This is a genomic window from Komagataeibacter xylinus NBRC 15237 (genome assembly GCF_001571345.1).
Lineage (GTDB): Bacteria > Pseudomonadota > Alphaproteobacteria > Acetobacterales > Acetobacteraceae > Komagataeibacter > Komagataeibacter xylinus.
Map to the genome: position 1 here is coordinate 15,481 of NZ_BCTP01000035.1, position 14,487 is coordinate 29,967.

Below are 14,487 nucleotides of genomic sequence, written 5' to 3' on the forward strand. Positions count from 1 at the left end.
CACGCCTCGGCTAGAAACCGCCTCACAGCGCACCCGTAGCTCAACTGGATAGAGCACCAGACTACGAATCTGGGGGTTAGAGGTTCGAGTCCTTTCGGGTGCGCCACTTTTCCTTAAAAAATCTGATCAGGCTGAACGCGGCATTTCAGGCAGGTGCCTGTTCCCGACCGCTTTTTTCTGGTCGTGGCCCGTGGGCCATCACACACCCTTCCCTCCCGATGCAACTTCACCCGCCACGCGCGGTTCTACGGCGTGGCGCGGGGCAGTTCATGCCTGCGCTCTGGCATGAAGGATGAAGGCAATGGGCTACCGTTCAGTCATGATGGGCGCACTCACCGGCTTTGGCCTGATGGGGGGCCTGCCCGTGGCCATGGCGCAGAATACCGCCGCACCCAGCCCGCAGGCGATCCTGGCGGCCGCACCCGGCGCGCGGCTGGCGGGGTATCTCAATTTCTGCATCGGCAACGGGCTGGCGCAGCATGACGAGGCAACGCCCCTGCTGGTCGCGCTGATTGAAAAGACCCACGCCGTGCCACCCGATGAAAAAGGCAACATGGATTACGCCTATGGCACGGCGGGCGTGCTGCACCCCGGCACGCCCGAGCGGGCGCGGCTGACGGATCTCGACATGACCCAGCGCCGCGACCTGTGCGCGCAGGCCGTGCGGAAAGCCGGTATGGGCGCGTAATGACCTGCGGACTGTAAAATCATGCGACCCACCCGCCACCTGATGCAAAAGAGAGCGTGCCCGCCCCCCGCCGGGCTGCTACACTCGGGGCTGATTTTTTCCGTCGTCTGATTCAGGAACCGAGAATGAGCGGGCCCAACCTCCCCGAACATAACCCCACGCCTGCGCAGCCTGCATCGGGCGGCGTCCTTTCATGGATTGACCGCAGGCTTCCCGTCATCAGCGGGTTTCGCAAGGAATATATCGATTTCCTCATGCCCGCGAACCTCAACGCGCTGTGGAATTTCGGGGCGATCCTGACTGCGGTGCTGGCGCTCATGCTGGCCACCGGCATCTTCCTGGCCATGAACTACACGCCCACCGCCAGCGGGGCGTTCGCATCGGTCGAGATGATCGAGCGCCAGCTCCCCGGTGGGTGGATGCTGCGCGCGATGCACATGACGGGGGCCAGCCTGTTCATGGCGGCACTTTATATCCACCTCTTCCGGGGCTTGTATTACGGTTCCTACAAGCAGCCGCGCGAGATTTTGTGGATCAGCGGGCTGGGCCTGCTGCTCATGGTCATGGTCACGGCCTTTGCGGGCTACGTGCTGCCATGGGGGCAGATGTCGTACTGGGGCGCTGACGTGGCGGGCAAGGCGGTGGGCGCCGTGCCGGGCATTGGTGCAACGCTTGAACACATCATGGAAGGCAGCGACACGCTGGGCGATATCTTCATCCACCGCTTCTTCGTGCTGCACTTCCTCATGGCATTTGCCATCGTGGCGGTGGTGGCGGTGCATGTGGCGGCACTGCATGTAAGCGGGCCGAACAACCCCTCCGGCAGGCCGGTGCCCGCGAAAGAGAGCGTGCCCTTCCACCCCTATTACACCACCAAGGACCTGACCGGGCTTGTGCTGTTCGCGCTGGTGTTCGTAGCCCTTGCCTTCCTGTGGCCCGACCTGTTGAGCGAGCCGGAAAACTACCGCCCCGCCAACCCCATGCACACGCCGGCCGATATCGAGCCGGAATGGTATTTCCTGCCGTTTTACGGGCTGCTGCAATCCGTGCCCTCCAAATTCGGCGGGCTGGTGGCGGCGGCAGGCTCCATCCTCATCCTGTTCGTGGTGCCATGGCTTGACCGCTCGCCCATCCGCTCGGCACGCGAACGCCCGGCCTGCCGCCTTGGCATGGCGGGGCTGGTCTTGGCCTTTGTGCTGATGGGGCTGGTCGGCCGCCACCATGCCGAAGGGGGCTGGATGATCGCGGGAAGGATCGCGGCCCTTTACTACTTCAGCTACTTCCTCGTGCTGCTGCCGCTTTGCGCGCGGCGTGAAATGCGCCAGCCCAGCGCATAAGGCTGCGCGCTCGGGCATCCGTGACTTGACGCAAGCCGCGCGTGCCCACACTGTGCCGCCTGACCGGGGTGCCCCTCATTGATGGGCTGAGATCACACCCGTTGAACCTGATCTGGGTCATGCCAGCGAAGGGAGGCAGCACGGCCCCACCAAGGCCATGAAACCGCTCCCCTGCGTGCCGCGTGCTCCACGTCCATGCTGGCCAGGGGGCTTTTCCTTATCATGCACATCTTCAGGCATGCGCTGGGCATGATGGCCATTGTGGCCTGCACGCTCACGGCCCGCCCCGCTTTGGCAGCGGGGCAGTCGGTCACGGTCGTGCTGGACTGGTTCCTCAATGCCGACCATGCCAGCCTTCTGGCCGCGCAGTACAGCGGGGCGTTTGCCCGCCACGGGCTGGATGTCAAACTCATCGCCCCTGCCGATCCCGGCTCGCCGCCGCGCCTGGTGGCGGCGGGGCAGGCTGACCTTGCCGTGTCCTATCAGGCGCAGCTTGGCATGCTGGCCGACCAGGACATTCCGCTGGTGCGCGTGGGCACGTTGATCGACACGCCGCTGAACGTGCTGATTACCGGTGCTGACATTCACGACCTTGCGGCGCTGAAGGGCAGGACCATCGGCATTTCCATGCCGGGCGTGGATGATGCCTCGCTTGACGCCATGCTGCATTCGGTGGGGCTGGGCCTGGGCGATGTCAGGCAGGTAAATGTCAATTTCCAGCTTGAACAGGCCCTGATCAGCCATGCGGTGGATGGCGTGATCGGTGCCGTGCGCACCTATGAACTGCTCGACCTGCAGCAGAAGGGCATCAAGGTTTCCGCCTTCTACCCCGAGGAACATGGCGTGCCGATCGCCGATGAACTGATCTTTCTCGCCGCCCGCTCGCATGGGCATGATGCGTGGGTCAAAGCCTTCATGGAGGCGCTGGCCGAGGGCACGAACACGCTGATCAACCACCCCGACGCCATTTTGGCCCAGGCCATTCACGACCACCCGGAACTTGACACGCCGCTCAACCGCGCGGCCTGGCAGGCCACGCTGCCGCGCCTGTGCAAGCAGCCCGCCCTGCTCAACCGGCCGCGCTACGAGGCCTTTGCCGCCTTCCTGCATGCGCATGGGCTGATGACGCATGATATTGCGCTGGAGCAGTACGCGCTGGATCCCTTCAGCGCTCCTGCATCACCCTGAATGGTAAAAGCTTCAGAGACTGTTTGAAAACAATTCATTGATAAAAAATGACAAAAGTTTTTGGGCGCCGCCTTTTTTCAAAAAGGTGACGTTCTTCGAAGCTTTTTGAAAAAAGCTTCACCAAAAACTTTCTTATGATTGTTGGATGTTTCCCGAGCTGACTTTTCAAACAGTCTCTCAGAAAACGCCGCCTTTTTTTTAAAAAGGCGGCACCCAAAAAACTTTTATTTTCAGTCTACCTGGCTCTCGAGCATTTCCTGCTTGTGCGGCAGGAAGGTGGTCACGCGCAGGCCGTGCCACGCAACGATGCTGTCACCCAAGAACATGGCCAGCGCAATGACCGTGCACACCAGCGCATTGCCAAACATGAGCACCAGCCACCAGGCAATGGCGGAATCACGCACGCTGCCCAGAAAAAGCGCGAAGGCCGACCCGCAGGCCGAAGCCCCGCCGACCCCGCCAAACAGGATGGCGGCATCAAGCAGCAGGGTGCGGTAATGCAGGTGGGTGAGCCTACGCAACAGCACGGCGGCGCTGTTGCTGCCTTTGTCATCGGCATTTTCCAGCTTGTCGCGCACGGTCTCGATATGATCGCTGACGCGGGCAAGCCGCGTGTTGAACATATTGAGCAACGTGCCGATGCCTGACAGCATGAACACCGGCGTCAGCGCCGTCTGGATCAGGTGGGCAACGCCATCAACAGATTCATCAGGCACAAGGCCGGGAAAAGGGGACACGGGCAGGCATATCCTTGGCTGCGGGCAACCGTGCGTTTTTTGGGGTTATCCGCCGCCCCGTCAAGGGGCAGACTTGCGCCCTGAAGGCTGGCTGAAAAGCCTGTTCCACAAACATCGAGCCGTCATCACGACGTTTGTGCGGAACGCTTTTTGAAAAAAAGGAGGCACCCATGTCCCATAATTACGCAACGCCGCTTACGCCCGAGAAAAGGCTGGCCCGCGTGCTGGCGCGCATTCCCGCCCCCTGGGGGATCCATATCGAGCGCCTGCCCGGAGTGGCTGATACCGCACGCTGGCAAGCGCGTCTCGACGTGCCCGGACAGGCAGCACCGGCGTGGACCGCGCCCGCGCCCACCATGGTCGATGCGCTGGAGCAGGCATGGCGGCAGGCCCGCGCCCTGCTGGCCTGAACCGGCGGGCATGGAAGATACGGTCAAGAACTAAGTTAATAAAATACAAACACAGATTTGTGAGGCTCTACTGTGTATTCCTGCGGTGGCAACCGACCTGCTCATGCCGTTTTATTGAACAGAAACCACGAATTAAGTCGCACACGATTGTTTGATGGATCTTTACACTCCTTGCAAAACTGGACTGTTTCAGTCCACCAGGCATCATGACGTACTGCCCTGTCGCACACCACAAGAGCGGAAACGCACATGTGTTCCGTTATGACCATTTTTTGAACATTGCATAAAAAAAAAGGAAGATTAACCAACGAATCCATAACGGAACCTGCCCTGCATGTTCCGTTTCTCCCACCATGTGGGGAGGAATCCCTGCACACTCCCGCATCCTTCCAGCGCTGCCCTGCCCCCTGCCGCGGCCAGCAGGGGCCATTGACCCGCCGGGTTTTATACAACAGGAATGCGCATAGGGAGTTTAATACTATGTCGGCAGGAAAATTGGCGCGGTGGTTGTTATGGCAAGCGGGGGGGCGTCGCTTACCTGCGTCGATGAGGCATGGGCTGACGATTATAGTGAACTTCTCGATATCCTGAAGGCCAAGGGCAGCCTGACGCAGGGTGAATATCGTGGCCTGCTCGCCCATCACATGCAACATGTGCATGAGGCGGCGACCAGCGCGGCCCGCACGCAGCAATACGTGCCCGCCGCGCGCCACATGGGCACGACAGCCGCCCATGCGCCCATGCGCACCGCGATGGGGCAGACGGTGCAGCCCCCCGGCCAGATCGAGATTGGCGGCAACGGCATGGACCCCGACTATGTGCTGGCCCAGGCGCAGCAGGCGGCGGCCAGCGCGCAGGCCAGCGCGGCCTCGGCTGAGTCGACCTGGCTTGCCGCCCAGCATTCCATGGGGCTTGGCGGCGGCATGTCGCTGGTGCGGATGGAGAAATACGTGCCCGGCAAGGGCCTGACCTTCAAGGCCGGGCCGATCGACATCAACCTCTCAGGCTTCATCAACGGGTTCTATACTTATAACAGCCCTGCCGGTGGCATGCCGGTGGCGGGCGGGGTCTCGACGGGATCGAGCGGGTTCGATTCCTCGGCGCTGCGTAACGGCCTGCTGCCCGCGGGCCTGATCCTCAAGCTCTCGACCACGCAGAACGGCATCGACCTTGCCGCCGTGATGGGCATGTATCCCGGCATCAACAACGCCAAGAACGGTGCCTTCAACGCCAATACTGGCGGCAGCCCGGTGGGCCTTGGCACCGCCGGCATCGATTTTCGTCAGGTTTACGTGACGGCGGGCAACAAGAAATGGGGCACGTTCAAGATCGGTCGTGACCTTGGCATCTTTGGCGGCGACGCCATTCTCGATGACGCAACGCTGCTCAGCGTAGGCTCCACCGGCAGCAACTCGGCACCAGGCAACACCTCGCTCGGCCGCATTGGCGTGGGTTACGTCTATGCCGACTGGATTCCGCAGATTTCCTACCAGTCGCCCACCATCAAGGGTTTCCAGGGCACGATCGGCATCCTGCAGCCGCTTGATGAGTTCGATTTCTCGGGCGCGGATGCCAATGGCAACGCCTATTCGGCGGCCTCCACGCAGCACAGCTCGCCCATGATCCAGGGCAAGGTGACATATGACTTCAAGATTGGCGGGCTGAGTGCCCGCATCTGGGCCAGTTTCCTGACGCAGCACCAGCAGGACCTGACCGAAAGCCGGACAACAACCGTGCATACGGCCCTGCTGGAAGCCAATGGTGCCGGGGGGATTGGAGGCGTTTACAATATGATCACCCCAACCACGGCAGACGTGGCCGTCAATCCGGGCCAGAAGACTGGTGTCACGGCCGAAGCCGGCGAAATCGGCACCAAGCTGACCTACGGCCCGGCGCAATTCGTGGGCTACTACTATCGCGGCAGCGGCCTTGGCACGACCGGCCTGTTCTTCGATGGCGTGGCCAGCAATGGCCGCAAGCGCGCATCGGAAGGCTACTATGTCCAGATGATGTATAACTTCACCAAGAAGTTCAAACTCGTGGGCAGCTATGGTGTCAGTAACCTGTATCTGGCACCGGGCGAGAAAGACCCCGATCTCGTGCGCCGCAATGAATCCGAAGTGGGTGCCGCCTACTACAAGATGACCGACTGGCTGAACCTTGTGGCTGAATACGCCCATACCAGTTCCGCCGCCCACGGCCCCTACAAGGAAAGCGACAACAGTGCCTCGGGCGGTATGATCCTGCTGTTCTGAAAGCTTACGCCACCAAACAAAAGGCGCTGCCGGGCAAAACCCGCGCAGCGCCTTTTGTTTAAGACGTTTTTGGTGAAGCTTTTTTCAAAAAGCTTTAAAGAACACCGCCTTTTTGAAAAAAGGCGGCTCCCGGAAACTTTTATCCGTTACGGTGCCGAAGGTAGCATGACCTCATACAGCCCGATTTCCAGATGCTTGCCGGTTGAATAATTCAACCCCGCCTGCTGCCCAAGTTCATGCAGGTCCAGGCCATCTTGCAGCGCGCGGGTACTGAACGCCGCAAGCTCACGCGCACCCACCAGAACCATGCCGCATTTCTGGTTCTCCTGCAGGAAATCCGCTGCCGCCGTGGGGCTGATCAACCGGGTATTTTCACCAAGCAGAAAGACAAGGCTGGGTTCCGAATCCGATGTCGAGGCGACAATGCTCCCGCTCCCGCAGCGGCGATGGTCATCGACCATGGCAGCAAGGCGCGGGCTGAGCCATATGGTCTGCAGGCGCGGAATGACGGTTGTAAACAGGCCTACATGGATGATGACCGCCGCGGCAACCGCCGCCATGACCGCGCGCAGCACCTCACGGTGCAATATGAGATAGGCTGACAGCCCCAGCACCGGCAGCGCCCCCACCGGGATCAGCATGGCGGCAGGTGAGACCGTGCCTTCCATGCGCCACAGCAGCACGGGGCCCGCAAAGGCCAGCACGGAACCGACCGTAAACCAGATCAGCGCATAGGCCGCGAGCAGGCCGCGTGCCCACGGGGCGCGTGGCCATGCCCATTGTGTGGGAAAAGAAACCACGGCCGCAGCCGTCAGGATGGCAATGGCCGGGTAGGTTGGCAGCACATAATGCGGCAGTTTGGTTGCAATGGCCTCGAACACCAGCCAGTGCGGCACGATCCAGCACAGCAGGTAGCGCACATGCGGCTGAAAACGCTGCGCCCACACAAAAGGCAGGCTCATGGCAGCAAAAAGCGAGCCGGGCCAGAAGGCAAGCGCGAACACGGCCAGATGATAGCCTGGCGGCAGGCCATGCGTTTCCTGCCCGCTCGCCACCTTGCCCAGAAAATTGCGCCCCACCGCGCGCGAGAAGAAATCACCGTGGCTGATGACCCCGATGGCAATGCACCACGGCAGCACGATGGCCAGCATGAGCAGCCATCCCCAGGCCGGGCGCAGGCGGCGCCACCAGTCAATGCGCCGTTCCACCAGCGCCAGCGCCAGCGGCGTGCCAAAGCCGGGAATGAGCACCACAGGCCCCTTGAGCATGAGCCCACAGCCCAACGCAATCCAGTATAACAGGGCTGCGGCCAGCGGCGTGGCCAGATCGCGCTCGCGGTCGAGATAGGCGCGCAGCAACCCGCATTGCGCCAGCAGCACGAACAACAGCAGGGTGGTGTCGATGGTGGCCATGCGGCCTTCGGCGGTCATCAGCACCGACACCGCCAGCAGGGCCGCCGCCAGCAGGCCACATTGCGGGCCGAACAGGGCAGCTCCGATCCAGACCGTCAGCACGGCAGCAGCCGTTACGGCAATGAGCGAAGGAATGCGGTAGGGCCAGGTAGCGTGGCGGTCCTGCATGCCGGTCAGGCTGACGGCAGCCGCCTCCAGCCAGTAAATGCCCGCGGGCTGAAGGTAGCGGGGCTGGTCGAGAAAGCGCACATCGACATAGTTGCCGCTATGCAGCATCTGGGCCGTGGCTTCCATGTAGCGGGGTTCGTCACGGTCCAGCGGCGGCAGCGAGGCCCGCCCGGGCAGGAACAGGACAAACACGGACAGCGCCACAAAAACATAGTGGCGCAGTGTCAGGCGCGTCATGGCACGGTCCCTTCAGCGTTCGGTAACGCGTTTCGGTATCCTGGCGCGGTTATTGAGCCACATGACACCCAGTATATCGCGGATGCCAACAATCGCCCGGTTGAAATTGGTGTATTTGGAGGAACCATGCAGCCGGTTGCGATGATGCACCGGCATGCACACCAGTGGCACGCCGCGCTGCCCCATCAGGGCAGGCAGGAAGCGGTGCAGTCCCTCGAATTGTGGCAGCGGCAGGAAATCTTCCCGTCGGAACGCCTTGAGCGAGGCCCCCGTATCGGGGCAACCATCATCAAGCAGGCGGCGGCGCAGGCCATTGGCAAAACGCGAGGCCAGCCTGCGCGACAGCGTATCGCGCCGTTTGGTGCGCACGCCCACCACGAGGGGCGCGCGACCGTTGGCCTCCCGGCACAGCGCCATCATGTTGATGAAGTCGGTGGGGTTATCCTGCCCATCGCCATCAAGCAGAATGACCCATTCGCCCCGCGCGGCTTCAACGCCCGTGCGCAGCCCGGCGGATTTGCCGTATGCAGCCTCATGGCTGAGAATGCGCAGATGCGGCAGGATGCCATCACGCCTGACCGCTTCAAGCTCCGCCCCCGTACCATCCGTGCTGCCATCATCCACAAAGATGACTTCGGCAGGGGGCAGGCGGTCGAGCACGGCCGCAATTTCCTCGCAGAGCGGGCGGATATTGCCGCTCTCGTTCAGTACGGCGGCGATAATGGACAAAACGGGGCGTGAAGACGCCCCGTTATCACTGTCCTGCATGGCGGGCGGCTGCAAAACCAATCAGGCAGCGCGCTGGGAAAGGGCGCCCGGCAGGTCGCCGATCGCCTTGTCAATGATCTTGCCATCGGCATCCGCAGGCAGGCTGGCAGCCAGCGTCTCGCGGGCGGCCTGGATGGCGATGTCAACCGCCGTCTCGCGCACTTCGCGCAGGGCGGAACGCTCGGCCGATGCAATCCGGTCCTTGGCCATCTGCTCGCGCCGTGCGGCAATATCCTCGGCGTCCTTGCGGGCTTTTTCCGCGATGTTCGCGGCTTCACGCAGGGAGTGCTCGACCAGTTCCTTGGCTTCGGCGAGTGCCGCCTCGCGGTCGCGCGTTGCGTCCTCCAGCATCTGCTCGGCCTCGCGGCGCAGGCGGGCTGCTTCATCAAGCTCGGCACGTATGCGCTCTGCCCGCCCGTCAAGTGCGCTCACCAGGGGTTTCCACAGTGAACGCCCGAACAGGACGAAAAACAGCACAAAGGCAACAGCCGACCAGAAACGGGGATCATGAAACATGATTATGACCTGTCTGTCTTGGGCAGCGGGTCAGAGACCACGTGCTGCCGCAGCAGAACCGACCTTTGCCGTCACGAAATCGGCCGGGGCGGCAATGCCAGATAACTGATTGATCAGCGTTTCCGCCGTGTTTGTGGAAATCTCGCGCACGGATGCCAGTGCCTGTGTCCGGGCCTGCGCGATGCGGGTCTCGGCATCACTGATCTCGGCAGCAAGGCGCGCGTTCATTTCCTCGGTCTGCCGGGCGGCGGCCAGACGGGCCTCCTCGACAACCTTGTCCACATTGGCCTGTGCATCGGCCAGCGCCTTGCGGCGTGCGGCATGCAGGTCGGCCACGGCTTCATCAGCGCGGGTCTTGGCCTTGTGCGCAATGCCAAGGTCGGTCTCGATGGTCTGACGACGCAGCGAGAGAACCTTCTCAACCTTGGGCAGGGCCGAGCGGCTCAGCAGCAGGTAGAGAACCAGAAAAATGCCAGCGCCCCATATCACCTGACCGATGACATAAGGATTGCCAAAATCAAGCTGGGGCATGCCCTCGGCGCGCGCGCCAGGGGCTGCCATGGCCATCAGCGGCAGAGCCAGCGCGGACGAAGCCAGAAAAGACTTCGCCCTTCGGATGTTGTTATACATCACGGCGCGCGCCATGTTCGCCTCCAGCGTATCAGACGAACAGGATCAGGAACGCGATCAGCAGCGCATACAGGGCCACGGCTTCCGTCAGGGCGAAGCCCAGCATGCCAAGGCCGAACACGTGCGGGCGTGCGGACGGGTTGCGCGCGATGCTGCTGACCAGCGTAGAGAAGATGTTACCCAGGCCAATGCCAACGCCAGCGAGGGCGATAACGGCGATACCGGCACCAATTTCACGGGCTGCTGCGATATCCATGTCTTGTTTTCCTTGTTTCAGACGTTCTGGATTGAAATAGATGGAAGCGGATGCGGCCTGTTAGTGGGCCACCGCCTCCCTCAGATAGATGCAGGTCAGGATTGCAAACACATAGGCCTGCAAGGCACCAACCAGCAATTCGAGTGCCATCAGCGCGACATTGATGACCACGGGACCAACGGCGATGATATCACCGAAGAAGCCCAGGCCGGCCAGCATGATCGTGAAGGCGGCAAACATATCGAACATCACGTGACCCGCCACCATGTTGGCGAACAGACGGATCGACAGGCTCACGGGACGCGAAAGAAAAGAAAGGATCTCGATCGGGATCAGCAGCGGGGCCAGCGCCTTGGGCGCGCCCGCGGGCATGAAATGAGCGAAGAACTTCGCCCCCTGCACCTTGAGCGATACGATGATCGAGAGACAGAACACCATCAGCGCCAGCGCCAGGGTCACGGCGATATGGCTGGTGAAGGCGAAGGAGAAAGGCAGCAGGCCAAGGTAGTTACCGGCCAGGATGAAGAAAAACAGCGTGAACACGAAGGGGAAGAAGGCCTTGCCCTCCACGCCGATGGTGTCGACCGCCATGTTGTAGATGAAGTCGTAGCACATCTCGGCTGCGGCCTGCAGGCGACCCGGCACCACTGCAGCAGGCCGCATGCCTACATACAGGAACGCCAGAACCAGCAAGGCGGCGACAATCATCATCATGGGAGACTGGCTGAACCGCAGGGATTCGCCCAGTGCACCCAGAACTGGATGGAGCTCGAACTGACCGAGCGCGTCGATAGATGATCCGGCCGCCAACTTCGTTCTTCCCTATAACCGTCCGGGGCCGCCATCCGGCCCGTCTGCCTTAGTGCTTATGGCATCGGGCCTGACAAGACGCCAGACATTAAGTACACCTGCCACACCGCCAAGAAGCGAAAAGACGATGAGGAACCAGGGCTTGGTGCCCAGCCAGTGGTCAAGCCCCCAGCCAACGCCTACCCCGACCACAAGAGCCGACACCAGTTCCGTTCCCGACCTTATGACCAGGCCCAGATCGGACATTGTCCCCCCCGTATCGTGTTCAGCGGTCACGCGGGGCTTCATGCGCTCGCGGGCCGCTTCCAGTCGCCGGTTGAAGGACTCGCCGGAAGGATCGTTATCCTTATCCACTTCTCGCAACCTCCTTGAGGGTGCAGGCGGTAGCTAACGGGGCTGCAATAACCTGTCAAGCAAGGGGGGCAAACAAAGCGGTTCCCCCCCGCATCTTTTTTACCGTCCGTGCGTTCGGCGCATCTTTATTGCGCCGTGGCACTGCCGGGAATCACGTCATAACCCGCGCTGCCGGGAAAAGCGCCCGGCGGCGGCGCATCGGCGGGTTCGATGTGGATGGCCTGGTTCACGTCCGGCCCGATTTCACGCGCGTTGATGGCGGTGCCGCGCTCGCCGCTCACGCCAATGCCGATGGCGTGCAGGCTGGCACCCGGCCTGAGCCAGGCGGCAAGGCGGGTGGCATTGCTCTCGCCCACATACACGACGCTATGATCGCGCATGATGGCGCCCTGCACCTTGCCCTGCATGTCATAAAGCGGGGCAAGCACGGTGCCATCCACCGGCACGTCGGGGCCGATGGAGGGGGAATCATAGGGTGCGGGCGCGCTTGCGGGGCGCACATCGGCAATACGCTGACCCCGCGGGCCGGTTATGGCATAGGCCCGCACGATGGGGTGGCCAATGCCCTTGAGCCCGCTGATCGAGACCTGTTCGCCGGGGCGGGCGATGGCGGGCAGGTTCTCGCCAAGGTCCTGCGGGCAGAAAACCTGCGTGCCATCGCCCAGCAGCAGCCCCGCGATCTGTCCTGCCGGGCTGAGGATGTACTGCACAAGCTGCCCGCTCGTGACAGGCAGCGGGGCAAGGTCGAACACGGGGGCTATCTGCGTTGCCGCAGGGGCGGCAGCAGTGGGCTGCCCGCCCGTCCTGCCAGCCGCATGGGCATTACCCGCCACCAGGCTGCCAGCAACAAGCACGCCCGCAAGCAGGCGGCAGGAGGAACGTCGATGAATGTCCATGCGGGTACCCGTCTTTCGTCTTTCTTGACCGGCACGCTGCCGGGCGTGCCATCTCATTCCATCCCCGCCCCGCAGACAAGGGGGCTTGACGACGGATCAGTGCCGGAAATGGCGCATACCTGTGAAGACCATGGCGATGCCTGCCCTGTCAGCCGCGGCAATCACCTCGTCATCCCGGATCGAGCCGCCGGGCTGGATCACGGCGGTGGCGCCTGCGGCAATCGCGGCCTCAAGCCCGTCGGCAAACGGGAAGAACGCATCGGATGCCACGACGCTGCCCTGGGTCAGCGGGTGGTCGATGCCGGCTTCCTTCGCCGCATCCGCACTCTTGGTGGCGGCAATGCGCGCGGAATCAACCCGGCTCATCTGGCCCGCGCCAATGCCCACCGTGCTCTGGTCCTTCACATACACGATGGCGTTCGACTTGACGTGCTTGGCCACGCGGAAGGCGAAGATGAGGTCCGCCATCTCGGCGGAAGTGGGCGCGCGTTTGGTCACGACTTTCAGCGCCTCAGGCGTGATGCGGCCGCTGTCACGCGTCTGGGCGAGGAAGCCACCGGCCACCGAGCGCACCACCACGCCACCGGCTGCGGGGTCGGGCAGTGCGCCGGTCAGCAGCAGGCGCAGGTTTTTCTTGCGCGACAGGATCTCGCGCGCTTCGGCCGTGGCGTCGGGGGCCACGATCACCTCGGTGAAGATGCCAGCGATGCGCGCTGCCGCTTGCGCTTCCAGCGTGCGGTTCAGCGCCACGATGCCGCCAAAGGCCGAGACCGGGTCGCAGCGCAGGGCGCGGTCCCAGGCTTCGGCCTGGGTGGGGGCGACAGCCACGCCACACGGATTGGCATGCTTGACGATGACCACGGCGGGCGCATCAAATTCCGCCACCGCCTCAAACGCCGCATCGGTGTCGTTGATGTTGTTGTAGGACAGCGCCTTGCCCTGAATCTGAGTGGCCGTGGCCACACCGGGGCGGGTCGAGCCATCGGTGTAGAAGGCCGCCTTCTGGTGCGGGTTCTCGCCATAGCGCAGGCTTTCGCGCTTTTCACCCGCAAGGATCATGCGCGGGGGCAGCGCCTCGCCTTCCTGGCCTGCGAACCATGCGGCGATGGCGGCATCGTAAGCGGCGGTGCGGGCATAGGCAGCACCTGCAAGCTGCGTGCGCTGCGCCAGGGTCGTGCCGCCATTTTCAAGTGCCGCGATCACCTCGCCATACTGGGCGGGGTCGGTGACGATGGCCACGTGGGCGTGGTTCTTGGCGGCGGCGCGGATCAGGGCGGGGCCGCCGATATCGATGTTCTCGATGCAGTCTTCCGGCCCCGCGCCAGAGGCCACGGTGGCCTCGAAGGGGTAAAGGTTGACGGCCACGAGGTCGATCGGGGCGATCTTGTGCTCTTCCATCTGCTGCACATGGGCGGGCAGGTCGCGCCGGCCCAGAATGCCCCCATGCACCTGCGGCACCAGCGTCTTGACGCGGCCATCAAGAATTTCCGGAAAGCCGGTATGCTCGGACACGTCGCGCACGGCAATGCCGGCCTCGCGCAGGGCGCGGGCGGAACCGCCAGTGGAAAGGATCTCGGCCCCGTGGGCGACAAGCGCGCGGGCCAGATCAAGCAGCCCCTTCTTGTCAGACACGGAAATCAGGGCACGCCGGACCGGCACGGTGGTGGGGGGGGTCATCTGCAAGTGACCTTTCACGCAAGCTGGAAATGAGCCAATGCGGGTTGGATTAGTCCAACCGCGCCGGAATGGGCAATAAGTGAAATGTTATGGCTGGCTTTCCCCGGCGTGGTTTGAAAAGCCCGCTTCTGAAACACCAGACAGTTTT

At 62.7% G+C, this 14,487-nt stretch carries 15 protein-coding genes, 1 tRNA gene and 1 riboswitch; of the genes, 6 read left to right on the forward strand and 10 right to left on the reverse strand.

The genetic code is table 11. The annotated features are described in order from the left end of the window. Window positions 1-29: 29 nt before the first annotated feature. The 4 genes from GXY01S_RS12370 (at window position 30) to GXY01S_RS12385 (ending at window position 3,213) form a co-directional block, all read left to right on the forward strand. Window positions 30-106 (forward strand) — tRNA-Arg (locus GXY01S_RS12370). A 195-nt stretch (window positions 107-301) separates the two neighbouring features. After that, window positions 302-688 carry a hypothetical protein gene (locus GXY01S_RS12375; RefSeq protein ID WP_061275544.1) on the forward strand — a complete coding sequence of 129 codons (387 nt, stop codon included), beginning with the start codon at window positions 302-304 and terminating at the stop codon, window positions 686-688. Window positions 689-813: 125 nt separating this feature from the next. Then, a complete protein-coding gene (locus GXY01S_RS12380) occupies window positions 814-2,025 on the forward strand; it encodes a cytochrome b (protein WP_061275546.1) in 1,212 nt (403 codons plus the stop codon). Window positions 2,026-2,079: 54 nt separating this feature from the next. Next, a riboswitch (TPP riboswitch) is annotated at window positions 2,080-2,176 on the forward strand. A 71-nt stretch (window positions 2,177-2,247) separates the two neighbouring features. Further along, window positions 2,248-3,213 carry an ABC transporter substrate-binding protein gene (locus GXY01S_RS12385; RefSeq protein ID WP_061275569.1) on the forward strand — a complete coding sequence of 322 codons (966 nt, stop codon included), beginning with the start codon at window positions 2,248-2,250 and terminating at the stop codon, window positions 3,211-3,213. A gap of 230 nt (window positions 3,214-3,443) precedes the next feature. Here the strand turns inward: GXY01S_RS12385 and GXY01S_RS12390 are convergent, their stop codons facing one another. Beyond that, a complete protein-coding gene (locus tag GXY01S_RS12390; protein WP_061275548.1) occupies window positions 3,444-3,950 on the reverse strand; it encodes a DUF2721 domain-containing protein in 507 nt (168 codons plus the stop codon). A 170-nt stretch (window positions 3,951-4,120) separates the two neighbouring features. On the opposite strand from GXY01S_RS12390, the gene GXY01S_RS12395 reads away from it, so the two are divergent. Further along, the gene (locus tag GXY01S_RS12395) at window positions 4,121-4,360 is read left to right on the forward strand and encodes a hypothetical protein (RefSeq protein WP_061275550.1); all 240 of its coding nucleotides are present in this window, start codon (window positions 4,121-4,123) and stop codon (window positions 4,358-4,360) included. 512 nt (window positions 4,361-4,872) lie between these two features. Next, window positions 4,873-6,615, forward strand: coding sequence for a porin family protein (locus tag GXY01S_RS12400; RefSeq protein ID WP_061275552.1), 1,743 nt, complete (start codon window positions 4,873-4,875; stop codon window positions 6,613-6,615). A gap of 146 nt (window positions 6,616-6,761) precedes the next feature. Here GXY01S_RS12400 and GXY01S_RS12405 read toward each other — a convergent pair whose 3' ends face one another. The 9 genes from GXY01S_RS12405 to purH all read right to left on the reverse strand — a co-directional run bounded on the left by GXY01S_RS12405 (window position 6,762) and on the right by purH (window position 14,339). Next, window positions 6,762-8,432 carry an ArnT family glycosyltransferase gene (locus GXY01S_RS12405; RefSeq protein WP_061275554.1) on the reverse strand — a complete coding sequence of 557 codons (1,671 nt, stop codon included), beginning with the start codon at window positions 8,430-8,432 and terminating at the stop codon, window positions 6,762-6,764. A gap of 12 nt (window positions 8,433-8,444) precedes the next feature. Next, window positions 8,445-9,200 carry a glycosyltransferase family 2 protein gene (locus GXY01S_RS12410; protein ID WP_061275572.1) on the reverse strand — a complete coding sequence of 252 codons (756 nt, stop codon included), beginning with the start codon at window positions 9,198-9,200 and terminating at the stop codon, window positions 8,445-8,447. Between the two features lie 21 nt (window positions 9,201-9,221). Next, entirely contained in the window at window positions 9,222-9,716 is a 495-nt protein-coding gene (locus GXY01S_RS12415) for a F0F1 ATP synthase subunit B family protein (protein WP_061275556.1), read from the reverse strand. A 30-nt stretch (window positions 9,717-9,746) separates the two neighbouring features. Continuing rightward, window positions 9,747-10,361 (reverse strand): F0F1 ATP synthase subunit B family protein, encoded by a 615-nt coding sequence (locus GXY01S_RS12420; protein ID WP_061275558.1) that lies wholly within the window; start codon window positions 10,359-10,361, stop codon window positions 9,747-9,749. Between the two features lie 16 nt (window positions 10,362-10,377). After that, window positions 10,378-10,602, reverse strand: a complete 225-nt coding sequence (locus GXY01S_RS12425; RefSeq protein WP_003616715.1) for an ATP synthase subunit C family protein — start codon at window positions 10,600-10,602, stop codon at window positions 10,378-10,380. Window positions 10,603-10,662: 60 nt separating this feature from the next. Next, window positions 10,663-11,412, reverse strand: coding sequence for a F0F1 ATP synthase subunit A (locus GXY01S_RS12430; protein ID WP_061275560.1), 750 nt, complete (start codon window positions 11,410-11,412; stop codon window positions 10,663-10,665). A 12-nt stretch (window positions 11,413-11,424) separates the two neighbouring features. After that, window positions 11,425-11,766 carry an AtpZ/AtpI family protein gene (locus GXY01S_RS12435; RefSeq protein WP_061275561.1) on the reverse strand — a complete coding sequence of 114 codons (342 nt, stop codon included), beginning with the start codon at window positions 11,764-11,766 and terminating at the stop codon, window positions 11,425-11,427. 125 nt (window positions 11,767-11,891) lie between these two features. After that, the gene (locus GXY01S_RS12440) at window positions 11,892-12,662 is read right to left on the reverse strand and encodes a hypothetical protein (RefSeq protein WP_061275563.1); all 771 of its coding nucleotides are present in this window, start codon (window positions 12,660-12,662) and stop codon (window positions 11,892-11,894) included. Window positions 12,663-12,758: 96 nt separating this feature from the next. Beyond that, window positions 12,759-14,339, reverse strand: a complete 1,581-nt coding sequence (gene purH, locus GXY01S_RS12445) for a bifunctional phosphoribosylaminoimidazolecarboxamide formyltransferase/IMP cyclohydrolase (RefSeq protein ID WP_061275565.1) — start codon at window positions 14,337-14,339, stop codon at window positions 12,759-12,761. Between the last annotated feature and the right edge of the window lie 148 nt (window positions 14,340-14,487).

Excerpts from the sequence above, each read along its gene's own strand:
- purH (WP_061275565.1), bottom strand. The coding sequence starts at position 14,339 with ATGACCCCCCCCACCACCGTGCCGGTCCGGCGTGCCCTGATTTCCGTG.
- GXY01S_RS12405 (WP_061275554.1), bottom strand. The coding sequence starts at position 8,432 with ATGACGCGCCTGACACTGCGCCACTATGTTTTTGTGGCGCTGTCCGTG.
- GXY01S_RS12385 (WP_061275569.1), top strand. The coding sequence starts at position 2,248 with ATGCACATCTTCAGGCATGCGCTGGGCATGATGGCCATTGTGGCCTGC.
- GXY01S_RS12410 (WP_061275572.1), bottom strand. The coding sequence starts at position 9,200 with ATGCAGGACAGTGATAACGGGGCGTCTTCACGCCCCGTTTTGTCCATT.
- GXY01S_RS12440 (WP_061275563.1), bottom strand. The coding sequence starts at position 12,662 with ATGGACATTCATCGACGTTCCTCCTGCCGCCTGCTTGCGGGCGTGCTT.
- GXY01S_RS12425 (WP_003616715.1), bottom strand. The coding sequence starts at position 10,602 with ATGGATATCGCAGCAGCCCGTGAAATTGGTGCCGGTATCGCCGTTATC.
- GXY01S_RS12400 (WP_061275552.1), top strand. The coding sequence starts at position 4,873 with ATGGCAAGCGGGGGGGCGTCGCTTACCTGCGTCGATGAGGCATGGGCT.
- GXY01S_RS12375 (WP_061275544.1), top strand. The coding sequence starts at position 302 with ATGGGCTACCGTTCAGTCATGATGGGCGCACTCACCGGCTTTGGCCTG.
- GXY01S_RS12380 (WP_061275546.1), top strand. The coding sequence starts at position 814 with ATGAGCGGGCCCAACCTCCCCGAACATAACCCCACGCCTGCGCAGCCT.
- GXY01S_RS12420 (WP_061275558.1), bottom strand. The coding sequence starts at position 10,361 with ATGGCGCGCGCCGTGATGTATAACAACATCCGAAGGGCGAAGTCTTTT.
- GXY01S_RS12395 (WP_061275550.1), top strand. The coding sequence starts at position 4,121 with ATGTCCCATAATTACGCAACGCCGCTTACGCCCGAGAAAAGGCTGGCC.
- GXY01S_RS12415 (WP_061275556.1), bottom strand. The coding sequence starts at position 9,716 with ATGTTTCATGATCCCCGTTTCTGGTCGGCTGTTGCCTTTGTGCTGTTT.